Here is a 15,530-nt window from a genome sequence, read left to right on the forward strand (position 1 = left end):
AAAATAGAAGATAAAAAATGTTGCTTTCGGCGGTGATTCTGATAAAAAAAGAAAAGAATAGGCAATGTCCGCGCGTTGACGGCGCTTGTCGCCGTAGGAGAAAAAAATGAAAATACAGGAAACGAAAAAAGGGGAAGTCAATATTCTTAACGTGGAGGGCCGGCTTGATTCAATGAGTTCTCTGGAATTTGAGAACCACCTCGCCCGGCTTATTGACGCCGGCGGCGCGCGCATCGCGCTGGATTGCGCCAAGCTTGATTATCTGAGCAGCGCCGGTCTGCGCGCCATTCTTTCGGCGGCCAAGCGCACCAAACAGGCCGGCGGCAAACTGACGCTGGGCAACCCCAGCCAGCAGGTCAATGAAATTCTTGATATTGCCGGCTTTGCGAGCATCCTGCCGATTTTTAAAACAACAGACGAAGCCGTAAACGCCGCCGGCGCGTAAACAGGGCATAATTCAGGCGCGAAAAATCAGCGTGCATTTGAACTTTATATATGAATTGCGCCGAAATACTCTTTCTGCTGGCTCTGGACGGCGAACGGGGCGTGATCAGGCCGGAGATGGAGCGCACGCTTAATTATGCGCTGGCCGGGGCCATCCTGATGGAACTGGCCCTGCAAAATCGCATAGACACCGATCTCACCTGCATCCGGCACAATCCGCAGGCGGAAACCAGCGATCCGTTTCTTCTGCGCGTGGTTGACAAGCGGCCCACCGGGGACATTCTGCTGGATGAAGCGTTGAAAGAGCTGCAGCATAAGTCCGGCCCCCGGCCGACGCGCGCCTGGTTGGTTTATTTTGCCCGGGAAGGCCGGGATATCCGCGACCGGGTAACCGCCCGGCTGGCAAACGCAAAAATCCTGGATATCACGGAAACAAAAATACTCATGTTGAAAAAACGCCGGTATTCCATAACCGATTCCAGCGGTATAACAACCATCCGCTCGCGTTTGCGCGAACTCATTCTGGACGGCGAAATCCCGGAACCGCGCGAAGTTGCGCTCGCGGGCTTAGCCGATGCGAGCGGACTTTTTGACGAAATTTTTTCGCCCGAGGAACTGGCGCAGACCAGGCCGCGGATTCTCTCCCTCTGCAAGCTGGACTTGATCGGGCAGGCCATGGCCGGCATAATCCGCGAAGTGAAACACAGCATCTCAACCGAGGCGCATCCCGGGTAACTCTTATGCAAATCACCGTTGAAGAAAAACAACCCTCGCTCGTGATCAAGCTCGCCGGACACATGGGGCACGCCTCGGTGAATGAACTCAGGCGCGTTTTTGACGAATGGCTCGCCAAGGGGAGTCAAAACTTCATCGTGGACATGGGCGGTCTGCAATATATCAACAGCGCCGGCCTGCGCTGTTTCTTTGAGGTCTCAAAAAAAATCAACGCCCTGAAAGGCAAATTGCTTTTCTGCGGAATACAATCCGAAGTCCGGCAGATTTTTGACGTGTCGGGCTTTACCTCCCTGTTTTCAATCTGCGACACGGTGGAAAGCGCCGCAAAGCAGATTTAAAAGTCCGCCCCGGCCGGCCCGCGCGCCAGCCCCGCGCGAGCATTAGTAACCATTAAGCCATCTGCAGAAGAGTTGACGGGATAACTGGACGTATAGGAATTTCAATGTTGTCTATTTTTTGTAGGGGCTTCGCTCGTCGAAGCCCTCTGAAGGGGCGCGACAAGCACGCCCCCTACATGCGAAAAATAACAGTTGCCGCCTTTTGGCGGCCTAATTGAATTATCGTGTTAATCTTTTGGCCAGAAAGCCAAAGTGATGGAATATAAAGAGCGCCTTAATCAACTTTGGGGTTGCCAAAGTTGAGGTGAAAAGAAAAGTCAGGCAGTTGACCAACTGAGGAATAGTGGATTTACAGGATAAAAAAGTATCCTGCCTGCCCGCAGTGCTACGCACAGCGTTGCAGGCGAGTAATCCCGTCGATTCTTTTCTGCGGATTGCTAAAGATACGAGCATTATTTCTTCTGTGTGAGCCCGGCGACAATTTTGTCGGCCTTGAACAATTTCATCCAGGATCTTTCCGAAAGGAAACGGCCGACGATCAGCAGAATGACGATGACATAAAGCCCGCCCAGCGCGAGCAGTCCAATGGCCACCGCCGCCAGAGTCTGGAACCACAGGTAAAGACAGGCAAACAAGCCGGCATGCAGAAGGACGACGCCCAGCGCAAACAAAAAAACCCCCAGCCAGACCAGCAGCGCCGCAAGCAACCCCTGCCGGCCCGCCTGGATGGCTTTGAGGTAGCAGGCCGCCGCTTCAATTTTCACCAAATCAATTGAAAGCCGGCGGTATCTGTTCATAAACCAGAACATGGTCGCCGTCATAAAATTTTTTATAAACCGGTTAAGCATGGAAATCAGTTTTGCGCGCGGCTATCGCGTCCCGTTTGCCGGTTGGCGAGCGGGCCGCGGGCGAACGGCCGCTTTGCGCATTTCGGTTATTTGCTCCGGCCGAGGATAAAACCGATCAGCAGGGCGCCGAGCGCAACGCCGCCGATATAAGGCCAGGGATTTTCACGGACCTGCTTGTCAATATCGGACGCGATTTCGCGGGCCCTTTCCGACCCGATTTCGGTGGCGTGCGAGGCCGCCTCTAAAGCGCGTTTTTTGGCCGCGGCCAGGGCTTTGACGACGTCCTCCTCCTTATCGCTTAAGGCCTCCCGCAAATTGGAATATTTGCCTTTGATTATATTCTGCAGTTCGGATTTCTTGGATTGCGCGGCTTCCTCAAGCAGTTTCAGGGCCTCAGAAAGTTTTTCGTTTCCGGTTGCGGCTGCGTTCATGGTTGTTTGCTCCTTTCATTCACTTTTTACACTCATTTTCATTCTGGCAGTAATTTATAACAGAACGTTTTTCAAGTCAAGCGTGGAGTTGAAAAAACCAAAAAAGCTTGCATATTTGAAAAACAACACTATTTTCATTTCCAGTTATGAACCGCAAACCGTTTTACATTACAACGCCTATTTATTATGTCAACGATGCCCCCCATATCGGCCATGCCTATACCACGATTCTGGCCGATATCCTTGCCCGTTGCCGCCGGCAGAGCGGCCGGCCGGTGTTTTTCCTGACCGGCACCGATGAACACGGGCAGAAAGTCCAGCGCGCCGCCGAAAAAGCGGGTATCACGCCCCAGCAGCAGGCCGACCGGACCGTGGTCCGGTTCCGGCAGATGTGTAAAAATCTCAACATAACGAACGACGATTTTATCCGCACCACCGAGCCCAGGCATATCCGGGCGGTGCAAACGGCGCTCCAGCGGCTTTACGACCAGGGCGACATATACAAAGCCGAATACGACGGATGGTATTGCGTGCCTTGCGAGCGATTTTATCCCAAAAAGGATGAGGGGAAAGCCAAATGCGCGGAATGCGGCCGGACGCTGGAGCAGATCAAGGAAACGAATTACTTTTTCAAAATGAGCGTCCATCAGGATTGGCTGGTCAAATACATTCAAGAGCATCCGAATTTTATCCAGCCCGATTTCCGCCGGAACGAAACACTCGGTTTTCTCCGCAAGCCCTTGAACGACCTTTGCATCTCGCGGCCCAAAAGCCGGCTTCCCTGGGACATTCCCCTTCCTTTTGACTCCGATTTTGTGGCTTATGTCTGGTTTGACGCGCTCATCAATTACATCAGCGCCATTGGCTGTTTTGCAGACGATGAAAAATTCCGGAAATGGTGGCCGGCCGCGTATCACCTCATGGCCAAGGATATTTTAACCACGCACACCGTTTACTGGCCGATCATGCTCAAAGCCCTGCGGCTTGAAATGCCGGAAACCATTTTCGCCCATGGCTGGTGGCTGACCGGCGAAGCCAAAATGAGCAAATCGCTGGGCAATGTGATTGACCCCCTGGCGGTTGCCGAAAAATACGGCGCGGATGCTTTCCGCTATTTTCTGGCGGCCGAAATGGTGATGGGGCAGGATTGCAGTTTTTCGGAAGAGGCCTTCATCCGCCGCTACAATGCCGACCTGGCCAACGACCTCGGCAATCTGCTCAGCCGCGTTTTAAAGCTCATTCAGGCGCACTTCGGCGGCAAAATTCCGGCGCCGGCGGACGAAGGCGAGGGAGAAAAAAAATTGCGGGATACCGTTCTGGCGGCCGCAAAAACCATGGCGGAAAGCATTGAAAACATGCGCATTGACCTGGGACTGGCCGCCGTGATCGGCGCGGTGCGCGAATGCAACCGTTACCTGGAAACAAAACAGCCCTGGCGCCTGGCCAAACAGGACGATAAGAAGCCGTTGCAGACGGTTTTATATTGCGCCTGCGAAACGCTGCGGATCGTCAGCGGCCTGCTTCAGCCGGTCATGCCCGGCAAAACGGCCGAATTACGCGCGGCGCTCGGGTTAACGGCTGAAGGGGCGGACATTCCCGTCTGGGGCAAAACGCCGGCCGGCGCGGCCGCCGGCGGGGCAACCCCGCTTTTTCCAAGGATTTCCATGGCAAAGGAACAGCCGGATCGGGCATTCGGGCCGCAAGCCGGCGCGGGGCGGGAAAAATCAGGACAGATTGACTACGCTGACTTTGCCCGCATCCAGCTGCGCACGGCGAAAATTTTATCGGCCGAAAAGGTGGAAGGCGCGGACAAACTGCTGAAACTCCAGATTGAGCTGGGCGCCGAAAAGCGCCAGATCATCGCGGGCATCGCCCGGCATTACCGGCCGGAAGATTTGACCGGCAGGACGATTGTGGTGGTCGCCAATTTGAAGCCCGCCAGAATCCGGGGGGTGGAATCCAACGGCATGCTGCTGGCCGCTTCGCATGGAGAAAGCCTCCGGCTGCTGACCGTGGAGGGCGAAATGCCGCCCGGCAGCGCAGTGAAATGAAATTTATTTCGGAATGAAAAGTTTCCGGCCTTTCGGCAGTATGTTCGGATTTTTCAAATCGTTCGCCTCAATAATTGCGGATGCTTTTACCTTGTAGGCGGCGGCAATCGCGGAAAGAGTTTCGCCTTCCTTGACAATGTGTTCATATCCGGCGCCGGAAGAAGACGCTGTTTTCGGAGCCCCGCCGCCCATCATTCTGGCGACATTGGCCGAAATCTGGTCCACAACGGCCTGCCGGTCGGCGGCGCGCGCGGCATCCATGGCCGTCACGCGGCGTTCAAGTTCATCCAGCCTTGTATTGGCGGCGGCATCGTGGCCGCGGGCGCGCAATTGCTGAATTTCATCCAGGATGCGCTGTTGTTCAATTTCCATCGTTGCCATCCTGTCTTTACAGCGGTTCACGTCCTCGCGCAGAATGAGATAATCCTCCCTTTCCTGGGTTACCCCCCGGGAACCGCCTTCATAGGTGGCACAGCCCGTCAGCAGGCCGGCCGCCGTTATGCAAAGCGCCGGCGCAACGGCTAATTTCATGAATTTATGGCGTTTCATTGTTTGATTATTAAAATCATCCTGAAAACAAAATCAAGCGTAAAATTCGCCGTCAGCAAAATTTGTCTTGCTTATGCCGCATTCCAGTCGTAATTTATTTGGATTTCACCGTTGCCGGGAGCAAGTATTCCCCGCGGGCGGGAGGCGGATTTATGGCTATCTCATCTTTACCGTTTGAAAAACCGGTTGTGGAGCTTGAGGAACGGCTGCGCGAGCTCAAGGAATTCAGCGAGTCGCACAATATTGATGTCTCATCCGAACTCGCCGACCTGAACAAAAAAATCCACGAGACAAAGCGCAGAATATTCAGCAATCTTAAGGCCTGGGACGAAGTCCAGCTGGCCCGGCATCCCCAGCGCCCCTATACCCTGGATTACATTGAAAAAATGTGCACGGATTTTGTGGAACTCCACGGCGACCGGCTTTTCCGGGATGATCTGGCGATTGTCGGCGGGTTTGCCTCCCTTGGGCCTGAAAAAATAATGATTATCGGCACGCAGAAGGGGCGCGACGTTAAAAGCAACATTGCGCGCAATTTCGGCATGGCTTACCCGGAGGGTTACCGCAAGGCCCTGCGCCTTATGAAACTGGCGGCCAAATTCAACCGCCCCATCGTAACCCTGGTTGACACCGCCGGAGCATACCCCGGCGTCGGCAGCGAGGAACGCCACATTGCCGAAGCCATCGCCGTCAATCTCCGGGAAGCCTTTCTCCTGCCCGTGCCGATCGTGGTCGCCATAATCGGCGAAGGCGGCAGCGGCGGAGCGCTGGGCATAGGCATCGGCGACCGGATACTTATTCTGGAGCATTCTTATTATTCGGTGATCTCGCCGGAAGGGTGCGCGGCGATCCTCTGGAAAGACAGGGCTTACGCCGGCCGGGCGGCCGAGGCGCTTAAATTGACCGCAAAAGATCTCAAACAGGCGGGACTGGTTGACGAAATAGTGCCGGAACCCCTCGGCGGGGCCCACAACAACCCGGAAAACATGGCCGCCACCCTGAAAAAATGCCTGTTAAAAAACCTGAAGGAACTGCGCCAGCATCCGCATGAGGAACTCCTGCAAAATCGTTATGACAAATTCCGGGCCATGGGTGTTTTCAAGACCGAGGAAAGCAAGCATGAAACGGAAGACAAACCTCTCCGCAACAGCATGAGCGACGGAGGTCGGGAAACCGAAAACGGCGGCCGGGCTTCGGAAAACAACCCGGCCCGTCATAACCTTGGCGACGGCGGAAGCCGGAAGCCGGAAGAAAAAGCGTGAACGCCCCCCCCCTCCATCCCTATCGCACCCATACCTGCGGAGAATTACGGCCGGCGCATATCCCGCAAAAAGTCAGGCTGGCCGGCTGGGTCTTCCGCAAAAGAGACCATGGCCAACTCCTCTTTATTGACCTGCGCGACCATTACGGCGTTACCCAGGTTGTCATCCAGCCCGACCGCGATTTTTTTGATTTCTGCACGCGCCTCAAGCCGGAAAGCGTGATCATCGTAACCGGGACAGTCACGGCGCGCTCCGCCGAGACGGTCAACCCCAATCTGGACACCGGCGCGGTGGAACTGCTGGCCGAAACCGTTGCCCTGGAGTCGGCCTGCGGCCCGCTGCCCCTGCCGGTTGACGGCGCTGAAGACGGCCCCGAGGAAACGCGGCTCCGTTACCGCTATATTGACCTGCGGCGCGAAAAAATGCACCGCAACATAATGCTGCGTTCGCAAATCATCGCCTTTATCCGCAAGCGGATGACCGAACTGGGGTTCAACGAATTTCAGACCCCCATTCTGACCAGCAGTTCGCCGGAAGGCGCCCGCGATTACCTCGTTCCCAGCCGCCTGCACCCCGGCTGTTTTTACGCCCTGCCCCAGGCGCCCCAGCAGTTCAAGCAACTGCTCATGATCGCCGGGTTTGACCGTTATTTCCAGATCGCACCCTGTTTCCGCGACGAGGATTCGCGCGCCGACCGTTCGCCCGGAGAATTTTACCAGCTTGACCTTGAAATGTCGTTCGCGACCCAGGAGGACGTCTTTGCCGTGGTTGAGGATGTTTTCTCAAAAACATTCGGGAAATTTTCAAAAAAAACCTTCAATCCGCCTCCTTTCCCGCGCATCCCCTACGCGGAAGCGTTGCTCAAATACGGAACCGACAAGCCCGACCTGCGCATCCCGATTGAATTAAGGGACGTTACGGATATTTTCAGAAATTCCGGCCTGAACGCGTTCCGCTCCATGATTGAACAGGGCGCCGCCGTGCGCGCCGTGCCGGTCAAGGGCATCGCCTCCAAGCCGCGCAGTTTCTTTGATAAACTGACGGAACAGGCAAAAGCCATCGGCGCCAAAGGGCTGGCCTATTTGGTCTGGACCGGAGAAGCCGTCAAGGGGCCGATCGCCAAATTTTTAACGCCTGAACAATTGAACGCCGTCGCCGAAAAGTGCAAAATCGGCGCCGGCGACGTGGTTTTCTTTATCTGCGAAAAGCCCCCGGCCCTGCACCGCCTGGCCGGGGAAATCCGCGCAACCCTCGGCAAAGAGTTGAAACTGGCGGATGAAAATATTTTCAGGTTCTGTTGGATCGTGGATTTCCCGATGTTTGAGCGCGACGAGGAAACCGGCCGGATCGGTTTTTCGCACAACCCCTTTTCCATGCCGCAGGGCGGATTGCAGGCCCTGAAGGAACAACCCCCGCTCGCCCTCCGCGCCTGGCAATATGACATTGTCTGCAACGGCTGCGAGCTTTCCAGCGGCGCCATCCGCAACCACAGCCCTGAAATCATGTACCAGGCGTTCAAGATCGCCGGCTACACCGAACAGGACGTCAACAACAAATTCAGCGGCATGATCAACGCCCTGCGTCTGGGCGCGCCGCCCCACGGCGGCATCGCGCCGGGCATTGACCGCATCGTCATGCTGATCGCCGGCGAACAGAATTTAAGAGAAGTGGTCGCCTTCCCCATGAACCAGCGCGCGCAGGACCTGATGATGGGCGCGCCGGCCCCGGTCGCTGAAAAACAGCTCCGCGAACTGCATCTGAAAGTAACCCTGCCCCCGCCGGATGCACATCCTGCCGGGCCCGCCAGCGACGGGCGGAATACGAATGCGTGATTAACGACGCCGCGCAGCCGGTTCTGGAAAAGATGGCCCGGGCGGAGGTGATTTATTTCAGCGGGATTTGCCGTTCAGTCCGGCCGCTCAGGTTTTTAACGCGGGCCGTTCCGGAAGCGAGATCGTCCGGGCCAAGAAACACGGCTTCGGTTACCCCGCCCTTGCCGACCCGTCCGAAAAAATTTTTGGCTTTCTCGCAATGCAAGGCCAGATCAGCCCGACGGCCTTCCTCCCGCCAGACCCGGGCCAGGCGCACCGCCGCCGGCCGCTGGGCTTCTTCCATGAACCCGACCGCCAGATCAATCCGGTCCGGACCGGACGGCATTCCGCCTTTGGCCTGCAGAAGGTCCATGATGACAACATCGCCGAAACCGAGCCCGACTCCGCTCAGCGCGTTCCCGCCGAGTTCGCCTAAAAGCCGGTCGTAGCGCCCCCCGCCGAAAATCGCCCGCATTTTATGCGCCGCGGCATAGGCCTCAAACACAATCCCGGTGTAATAACCCAGCCCGCGCACCACGCCGATGTCAAAACAGAGATAATCATCCAAGCCGTAATCGGCCATTCTCCGCGGCAATTCGGCGGCGGCGGCCAGCGCGGGGGTTTCCCCGCCGAGGAAAGACCGCACGTCGTCAAGATCATTCAACGCCATTATTCTGAATGCCGCGGCGACGTCTTCCTGTTTCAGGCCCGCCTTCCGGAGCAGGAGAACGATTTCATCGTCCGGTATTTTTCCGCGTTTATCCAGCGCCAGAAACGCCGCGGAATGATGTTCTTCGGATATGCCGGCTTTTGCGAGAAGATCGGCCAGCAGTGCCCGGCTGCTGAAATGCGTCCGGACGTCCTGCGCGTTTAAGCCGAGCGCCGTCAGCGCGGAAAAGACGCAGGCCAGTATTTCCGCCTCGGCGGACAACGATTCTTCCCCGAGAATATCAAGGTTCCATTGATAATGTTCGCGTTTGCGGCCCTTGGTGGTGCGTTCGTACCGGAAACACTGCGCAATTGCGAACCATTTGAGGGGGAAGGAAAGCATGCCATGGCGGGCGGCAATCATCCGCGCAAGGGTGGGCGTCATTTCCGGCCGCAGAGCCAGGTCGCGGTCGCTTTTATCCTTGAAGGTGTAGAGCTGGTCGCCGATTTCCTCGCCGCTTTTGCGTTTCAAGAGCTCCAGCGATTCAACCACGCAGGCGTCATACTGGACAAATCCGAAACGCCGCGCGGCTTCTGCCCATGCGGCAAAAACCGCATTACGCGCCGCCATATCCTCGGGGTAAAAATCGCGCATCCCGCGCGGCGGTTCAAAATGGAGCGGAATTTCCGTCATTAGCGGACATTTTTCATGATACGGGCTTTCATGATCCGCCCCATTTTGAATTTGACGACTTTCCGGGAGGGAATCGTGACGGTATGGGTCGGCTTGTTCGGGTTGCGGCCGATGCGCGCCTTCCGAACCTGGACCTCAAAAACGCCGAAATTACGGAATTCAACATTTTCACCCCTGGCCAGGGCCTCAATTATGCAGTCAAGGGTCATTTGTAACACGGCCAGAACGTCCTCCTGAACCAGTCCGGTTGTTTTCGCAATGCGCATAACCAGATCGCGTTTTGTCATACCATCTCCTTTCAAAGTAAGCCGATTAATGATGCCGCCCTGTCTTGTCCGGTCTTTTTACAACACCTTATTAAGGCCGCGGCGCAAAATCAAGTTTTTTTTGTAACGCCGCTTTCGCGGACCTTATTCACGCCGTTTTGCGCTTGCTTTATTCGTCTTCCATGCTATTCTTCCCGTAAAAATGGAAACGAGCTTGGGCCGCTTGAATAAAACCAAGAAAGGACGCAAATGAAAATATTGAAAATAGCGCTGTTCGCCATGGCGCTGCTGGTAATCGCGGTTGTAACCGCTGTAATCTTCCGGCTGGGACCGATTGTTGAAACCGGCGTAAACCAGGTGGGGCCGAAAATAATGGGCGTGCCGGTAACTCTCGGCGATGCTCAAATCTCGCTCCTGAAAGGCCGGGTTTGTTTCCGGAACCTTTCTATCGGCAATCCCGAGGGGTTTAAAACCGATCACGCTTTCCAGATGGATAGCATCCTGCTGGAATTCGTTCCGCGTTCGCTGTTATCCAAGCGGATCATGATCAGGAATATTAACATTGACGCTCCCGATATCATGTATGAACAAACGCTTTCAGGAAACAACTTCGGCAAGATCATGGAAAACCTGAAAAACACGCAAACGGAAAAACCGGCGCAAGACGCATCCCGGTCCGGGCAAAAAGAGGAAACAAAAGTTGAAATTGACAAAATACTCATCAGCGCCGGCAAGATTCATGTTTCCATGCCGGGAATGGGATCCGCCGCGGCGCCGATTCCCCTGCCGACCATTCAACTGGCCGATATCGGCAAGGACCAGCGGGGCGCGTCAGCCGAAGAGGTGATCAACCAGGTGTTTACCGCCATTTTTGACGGCATCACCAGGGCCGTATTGTCCTCGGGAGACATCATCGGCAAGGGCATTGAAGGCATCGGCGACGGCGCGGAAAGCGCCGGCAAAAACGCGGTTGAAGCGGCCCAGGCAGCGGGAGATACCGCAACGGACGCCGGCAAGAAGGCGGTTGGCGCCGCAAGGGAAGGAATCGGGGCGGTTAAGGACCTGCTGGGCGGCAAATAGCCGTCCTGGCCCGCTTATCGGCTGTGAGCTTTCGCGCTGAAAAAGCGCGAAAGTTCACCGGCTGAAATATGCGGATTAATAAAACAACAGCCAGTGCTTGGCGCGCAATGCGTCAATGCGTTCCCGCGCATCGTTGCCGGCCGGAATATCGGCCTCCACCACCCGCTGGTAAATATTTACGGCCTGACGCCACTGCTCTTTATCCTCCATGATGGCGGCCGCGTTAAAAGCGGCGCGCGCAAACCACAGATTGCCGGAGGGAGTTTGTGCCTCGTCCTGCAGGTATGCATAAACAACCTGCAGATACCGGGCAAGCGCCTCGTCTTTTTTTCCTAACTTTTCCAGGCACCGCCCGATTTTGTACCTGGCCTGCAGGCGCGCCGAGGCAGAGCGCTCCGGCCGGTCCAGAATAAACTGATAGGAATTAACGGCCTCTTCGTAACGCTGCGACTCGTCTGAACCGAGAATAAACTGGCAGTCCGCCTTCTTGAAAGCGGCCCTTTCGTGGTCGGGGCTCTGCCGGATCACCTCGTTAAAAACAAGAATAGCCGCGTCAAAACGGCCGAGCTCGCAAAGGGCGACCCCCTGGAAATAGCGGGCTTCGGACTTTTTGGAGCTCCCGGGATATTTTTTGATCAGCGCGGAAAAATAATCGCGGCCCTTTTTGAATTCATTCTGCATCAGGGCCGCCCGGCCGGCCCAGAAAAGGGAGTCGGCGGCGAGCGATGAAAGAGGGTAATCATCCGCGAGGCGGCGGAACAGTTTTTCGGCGGAATCGTAATGTCCGCAGTTATAATCGTGTTCGCCGAGCCGGAAAAGGGCCTCGGGCGCCTTGGCGGAGCGGGGATAAACGCTGACCACGGACGCAAAACGGCGGCGGGCTTCGGCGGGATCATCCAACATGAAGCATGACCAGCCCGCCATATATGTCGCCGCCGCGGCAACCTCATTATCCCCGGCCAGTCCGGTCTGACGCAGGACATCAGCAAAGTAATCCTTTGCTTCGGTAAACCGTCCGGAACGATAGGCAATTACGCCGCGGCCGTAAATTGACCGCGGCCGCCACTGGACTCCGTAGTCCAGATTGATCCAGACGTAAACGGTCTCCGCCGCGCGCAGTTTGTTTTGCCGCAACAAAATATCGGCGATCCGCAATAAGGCGCGCGGGGCCAGAGTATCCGCGGGGTCTTCGTCGTAGACTTCCCAGAACGACTTTTCGGCCTCGGCAAGATTTTCCATCTGCAGTTGGCATTCGGCAACCTGAAAACGCGCCATATTGGCCAGATGCGCGCTGGACGCCGCGGCGGCGGCCAGCGCGTACATGTCGGCCGCCGGCTTGAACTGCCCGCCGGCAAAAAAGGCATCGGCCGCGCAATAAAGGTATTCGGCTTTTTTCTCCGGATTCCCGGCCGTTTCGCCGGCCTTGCCGAACGCGGCGGCGGCTTCATGATAACGCCCCAGATTAAACAGGGCCGTTCCCTTGCCCCGGTAGGCCTCCGTTAAATCCGCCCGGGCGGCAAAGGTTTCAAGAAAGTTCTGAAATTCAACCAGCGCTTTTTCATTCAGGCCGCCGGCCAGCAAAGTTTGCGCAAGCTCAATCTGGACCTCGGCGCCGAGGGCATTGGTGGTCTGCGACCTGACAAAATTATGAATAAGGGCCGTGCCTTCATCAATTTTACCGGTTTTCAGGAGCAGGCGTCCCTGAAACAACCCGAGTTCGTTTTTTTGCGGCGGGTTCGTCAGGAGGCGTTCTCCCTTTTCCAGGATGATGAGCGCTTCGCCGTAGTTGGTTTGAGAGGCCGCGATTTCAGCCAGCGCCTCAATGGCCTGAAGGCGGTAATCATCGGGGATGTTTTCCTGGTTTAACAGAGGCTCGTAAACCCGGCGGGCCTTCTGCCATTCTTCCCGGCCGGTGTAAATCCGGCCGAGAATACCGCGGCATTTCTGGCCGGCGCTGGTATCCGGAGGAAAAGAAAGCATTTTTTCCAGCACGGCAACGGCTTCGCCGGTCCGGCCGGAACCGGCCAGGACCTGGCCGAGAAACAACCGGTCGTCAACGTGTTCCGTGTCATGTTCGTTTTTCCCGATTAACCGTTGCAAAACGCCGGCCGCCTCGCTCTCCCGGCCGAGCTTCAGCAGAACATCCGCCTGCAGGCGGATGGCGTCCGGAATCAGGGCCGAGCCGGGATAACGGCTTTCAAAGCCATTGATCTGCTCCCATGACGCTTCCCAGCGGGCATTATCGTAAAAGGCCAGCGCGAGCCAGAAAGCAAATGCGCCGGCCAAATGGCCGCTTTCGGCTTCTTGCCGGTTCCGGACGAGCAGTTCCAGCATTTCGGGATATTTTTTCCGGCCGCGGAGGGCGCGCGCCAGCATGATGATATGTTCAGTCTGCGTCCGCCCCCCGCCGGCGGCAAGCTCAAGGTATTGTCTTATGTTTTCCTCGGCAATTTCATACATCTCGTCTTCCAGGGCCGCGGAAGCGACGGCCAGGAAATTGTTTGACGAGGCATTCTCCGCGCCGGCGGCATCCGCCGCCAGCCAGGCGGCGCACAACAGCAAGACCGGAACATAGCGGCAAAATCCTGATTTGACAGACATGGAAATAATTATTGACGGAAAAGGAATTCCGGGTCAAGGAAACATTACGGCCGGCCGGCAACAGATATGGAGCTGGAAATATCAAGAGGTCTTATGGAATGGGCAGCTGGTTTAAGGCAGCTTCCATTCTTTCAATCTCAAAAGACCTGAATTTATAGGTCTTTCGCACGTTGTTTTTATAGCAGGCAAGGATTTTCCGGGCGGAGAGCGGATTGTAATGGCAGTATAAATAAAAAACCGTCGTGAGGATGCGCGGATTGGAAATGCCGCTGAACTTTTCGGGACGCATGTCTCCCTTAAACCACCGCGTCCCGATGGTGTTCAGACAGCTTTGACGCAGAAAAACCGCGCCGGCCGCGTCAAAATACGCCAAACCCCATTCCGGAGATTTCAGGAACCGGTCAATCAGCCGGCGGTTTCCGTTCATGACCAGCGCCGTATTGCACCGGTATTTATCATCCAACATTCGAAGGCCGCCGCCGGTCATAAGCGCCAGGTAATCTTGCCACACGCCGGCAGACACATATGGACCGTAACGCGGATCAATGAACACCTTGTAAGGCGGCGGCAAGGCCCAGACCAGATATCCCCCGGACAGATAATCATTGAACAACGGCCCGGGAAGTTTATTTTGCGCGATAAAATCGGCGGATGCGGCGGGAATATAATCTGCGATCCGCGCCCCGAAACGGGAATTATAGGTATTATAAACCGCCGTTTCATAAACAATCATGCCGGATACGGCCAGGGAAAACAAAAAGGCGGCAACAGCGGCCGGCGCATTCATCCGCCATTGGCCGAACCGGCCCAGATAATGACAGGAGAATATCCAGAGAATGCAGAAATAAATTGAAGCCCTGAAAACCGAAAAGCCGAACATAAAGAAGGCCAGATTAAGAGCCAGTACCGGCGGGCTTAATTGTTTTTTTCGCATTAATCCGGCGCCGGCAATTGTTGCCAGGACGAGCGCCATTAAAATCATCGCCCATGCCGCGTTGATTCTTCTGAAAAAAAATCCGCCGGGAAACAAATAATTCCACGGCGGGGAATACGCGGCAACGGAAGCAATATGGCTTCCGCTTTGCGCCGCGTTCTGGAAAATCTGGATCCAATAGACAACACCGTGCGGATTAATCAGCGCCGCCGCGTAAGCCAGCCCGACCCCCGCCGCAAATTTCCACAAAAGCGGTTTTAACATGCGGTCAGGATGCTTGAACGCATAACTCGCGGCCTCCGCGGCCAGGGCGATGGTGATGAATCCCAGTCCGTTGATAAATCCGCCATGTGTATTAACCCAGACCAGGAAAAGCGGCGGATAAATCCAGAAATAATTTTGCGCGGTTGCCTTGGAAACAAAATAGACAAATACCGCCATCGTAAAAAACAACAGGGTGAACAACTCCGGCTTGATATAGACGGCAACCGGGTTAATGGCGGTAAAAACCAGCAGAAGTCCGGCGATATGAACCGCCGACAATGGCGACCCGCAAGAACGCAGAAAAAGCAAAAACAGGCCTGTCACGGCAAGGAAAATCAACCACTGCAGAACGACCAAAGCAGGATAGCCGCCGGCCAGGTGAAAAAGATACAACAGCGAACTGCCGAGCCAGGACACATAAATCCAGCCGGGGTCGGAAGGCGTCCATGAAAAGGCGGTGTGATCAATTGTCCAGGTCAGATGCCGGACAAAATGCCGGCCGTATTTCAAATGCCACCAGACGTCAAAATCATCCGCAACATCGGGATAATAGACTAAAATTGAAAGCAGAGCT

13 protein-coding genes and 1 pseudogene are annotated in these 15,530 nt (G+C 55.7%); 7 read left to right on the top strand and 7 right to left on the bottom strand.

The window, feature by feature from the left end; translation table 11 throughout:
• Positions 1 to 106: 106 nt before the first annotated feature.
• From PHP98_01790 to PHP98_01800, 3 genes are read left to right on the top strand one after another with little or no spacing between them, the layout of a single operon-like run.
• Positions 107 to 445: an STAS domain-containing protein gene (locus tag PHP98_01790; GenBank protein MDD5482374.1), complete on the top strand. Its 339-nt coding sequence runs from the start codon at positions 107 to 109 to the stop codon at positions 443 to 445.
• Positions 446 to 495: 50 nt separating this feature from the next.
• Positions 496 to 1,179: a GPP34 family phosphoprotein gene (locus PHP98_01795; protein MDD5482375.1), complete on the top strand. Its 684-nt coding sequence runs from the start codon at positions 496 to 498 to the stop codon at positions 1,177 to 1,179.
• A gap of 5 nt (positions 1,180 to 1,184) precedes the next feature.
• Positions 1,185 to 1,517, top strand: a complete 333-nt coding sequence (locus PHP98_01800) for an STAS domain-containing protein (GenBank protein ID MDD5482376.1) — start codon at positions 1,185 to 1,187, stop codon at positions 1,515 to 1,517.
• Positions 1,518 to 1,969: 452 nt separating this feature from the next.
• Here PHP98_01800 and PHP98_01805 read toward each other — a convergent pair whose 3' ends face one another.
• Both PHP98_01805 and PHP98_01810 read right to left on the bottom strand, forming a co-directional pair.
• Positions 1,970 to 2,314, bottom strand: coding sequence for a hypothetical protein (locus tag PHP98_01805; protein MDD5482377.1), 345 nt, complete (start codon positions 2,312 to 2,314; stop codon positions 1,970 to 1,972).
• 137 nt (positions 2,315 to 2,451) lie between these two features.
• Positions 2,452 to 2,796 carry a hypothetical protein gene (locus PHP98_01810; protein ID MDD5482378.1) on the bottom strand — a complete coding sequence of 115 codons (345 nt, stop codon included), beginning with the start codon at positions 2,794 to 2,796 and terminating at the stop codon, positions 2,452 to 2,454.
• A 146-nt stretch (positions 2,797 to 2,942) separates the two neighbouring features.
• On the opposite strand from PHP98_01810, the gene metG reads away from it, so the two are divergent.
• Complete coding sequence (gene metG, locus PHP98_01815) at positions 2,943 to 4,847, top strand: methionine--tRNA ligase (GenBank protein MDD5482379.1); 1,905 nt, start codon at positions 2,943 to 2,945, stop codon at positions 4,845 to 4,847.
• Positions 4,848 to 4,850: 3 nt separating this feature from the next.
• Here the strand turns inward: metG and PHP98_01820 are convergent, their stop codons facing one another.
• A complete protein-coding gene (locus PHP98_01820) occupies positions 4,851 to 5,378 on the bottom strand; it encodes a LysM peptidoglycan-binding domain-containing protein (protein MDD5482380.1) in 528 nt (175 codons plus the stop codon).
• Positions 5,379 to 5,548: 170 nt separating this feature from the next.
• On the opposite strand from PHP98_01820, the pseudogene PHP98_01825 reads away from it, so the two are divergent.
• A pseudogene (locus PHP98_01825) lies at positions 5,549 to 6,499 on the top strand (acetyl-CoA carboxylase carboxyltransferase subunit alpha).
• Positions 6,500 to 6,654: 155 nt separating this feature from the next.
• The gene (aspS, locus tag PHP98_01830; GenBank protein MDD5482381.1) at positions 6,655 to 8,490 is read left to right on the top strand and encodes an aspartate--tRNA ligase; all 1,836 of its coding nucleotides are present in this window, start codon (positions 6,655 to 6,657) and stop codon (positions 8,488 to 8,490) included.
• A 52-nt stretch (positions 8,491 to 8,542) separates the two neighbouring features.
• Here the strand turns inward: aspS and hisS are convergent, their stop codons facing one another.
• Both hisS and PHP98_01840 read right to left on the bottom strand, forming a co-directional pair.
• Positions 8,543 to 9,811, bottom strand: coding sequence for a histidine--tRNA ligase (gene hisS, locus PHP98_01835; protein MDD5482382.1), 1,269 nt, complete (start codon positions 9,809 to 9,811; stop codon positions 8,543 to 8,545).
• Entirely contained in the window at positions 9,811 to 10,098 is a 288-nt protein-coding gene (locus PHP98_01840) for an integration host factor subunit beta (GenBank protein MDD5482383.1), read from the bottom strand. Before PHP98_01840 ends, hisS begins: the two co-directional genes overlap by 1 nt.
• A 228-nt stretch (positions 10,099 to 10,326) precedes the next feature.
• Between PHP98_01840 and PHP98_01845 the strand changes: the two genes are divergently transcribed.
• Positions 10,327 to 11,157 (top strand): AsmA family protein, encoded by an 831-nt coding sequence (locus PHP98_01845; protein ID MDD5482384.1) that lies wholly within the window; start codon positions 10,327 to 10,329, stop codon positions 11,155 to 11,157.
• A gap of 75 nt (positions 11,158 to 11,232) precedes the next feature.
• Here the strand turns inward: PHP98_01845 and PHP98_01850 are convergent, their stop codons facing one another.
• Positions 11,233 to 13,758: a tetratricopeptide repeat protein gene (locus PHP98_01850; GenBank protein MDD5482385.1), complete on the bottom strand. Its 2,526-nt coding sequence runs from the start codon at positions 13,756 to 13,758 to the stop codon at positions 11,233 to 11,235.
• Positions 13,759 to 13,849: 91 nt separating this feature from the next.
• Positions 13,850 to 15,530 (bottom strand): hypothetical protein (locus tag PHP98_01855; GenBank protein ID MDD5482386.1); only part of this gene is annotated, 1,681 nt, incomplete at its 5' end.

The organism is Kiritimatiellia bacterium, assembly GCA_028715905.1.
GTDB lineage: Bacteria > Verrucomicrobiota > Kiritimatiellia > JAAZAB01 > JAAZAB01 > JAQUQV01.

Bases quoted from the DNA above. Each gene is read 5' to 3' on its own strand.
- PHP98_01850 (MDD5482385.1), bottom strand. From the start codon at position 13,758: ATGTCTGTCAAATCAGGATTTTGCCGCTATGTTCCGGTCTTGCTGTTG.
- PHP98_01790 (MDD5482374.1), top strand. From the start codon at position 107: ATGAAAATACAGGAAACGAAAAAAGGGGAAGTCAATATTCTTAACGTG.
- PHP98_01820 (MDD5482380.1), bottom strand. From the start codon at position 5,378: ATGAAATTAGCCGTTGCGCCGGCGCTTTGCATAACGGCGGCCGGCCTG.
- PHP98_01805 (MDD5482377.1), bottom strand. From the start codon at position 2,314: ATGAACAGATACCGCCGGCTTTCAATTGATTTGGTGAAAATTGAAGCG.
- PHP98_01810 (MDD5482378.1), bottom strand. From the start codon at position 2,796: ATGAACGCAGCCGCAACCGGAAACGAAAAACTTTCTGAGGCCCTGAAA.
- PHP98_01795 (MDD5482375.1), top strand. From the start codon at position 496: ATGAATTGCGCCGAAATACTCTTTCTGCTGGCTCTGGACGGCGAACGG.
- PHP98_01845 (MDD5482384.1), top strand. From the start codon at position 10,327: ATGAAAATATTGAAAATAGCGCTGTTCGCCATGGCGCTGCTGGTAATC.
- PHP98_01800 (MDD5482376.1), top strand. From the start codon at position 1,185: ATGCAAATCACCGTTGAAGAAAAACAACCCTCGCTCGTGATCAAGCTC.
- metG (MDD5482379.1), top strand. From the start codon at position 2,943: ATGAACCGCAAACCGTTTTACATTACAACGCCTATTTATTATGTCAAC.
- PHP98_01840 (MDD5482383.1), bottom strand. From the start codon at position 10,098: ATGACAAAACGCGATCTGGTTATGCGCATTGCGAAAACAACCGGACTG.
- hisS (MDD5482382.1), bottom strand. From the start codon at position 9,811: ATGACGGAAATTCCGCTCCATTTTGAACCGCCGCGCGGGATGCGCGAT.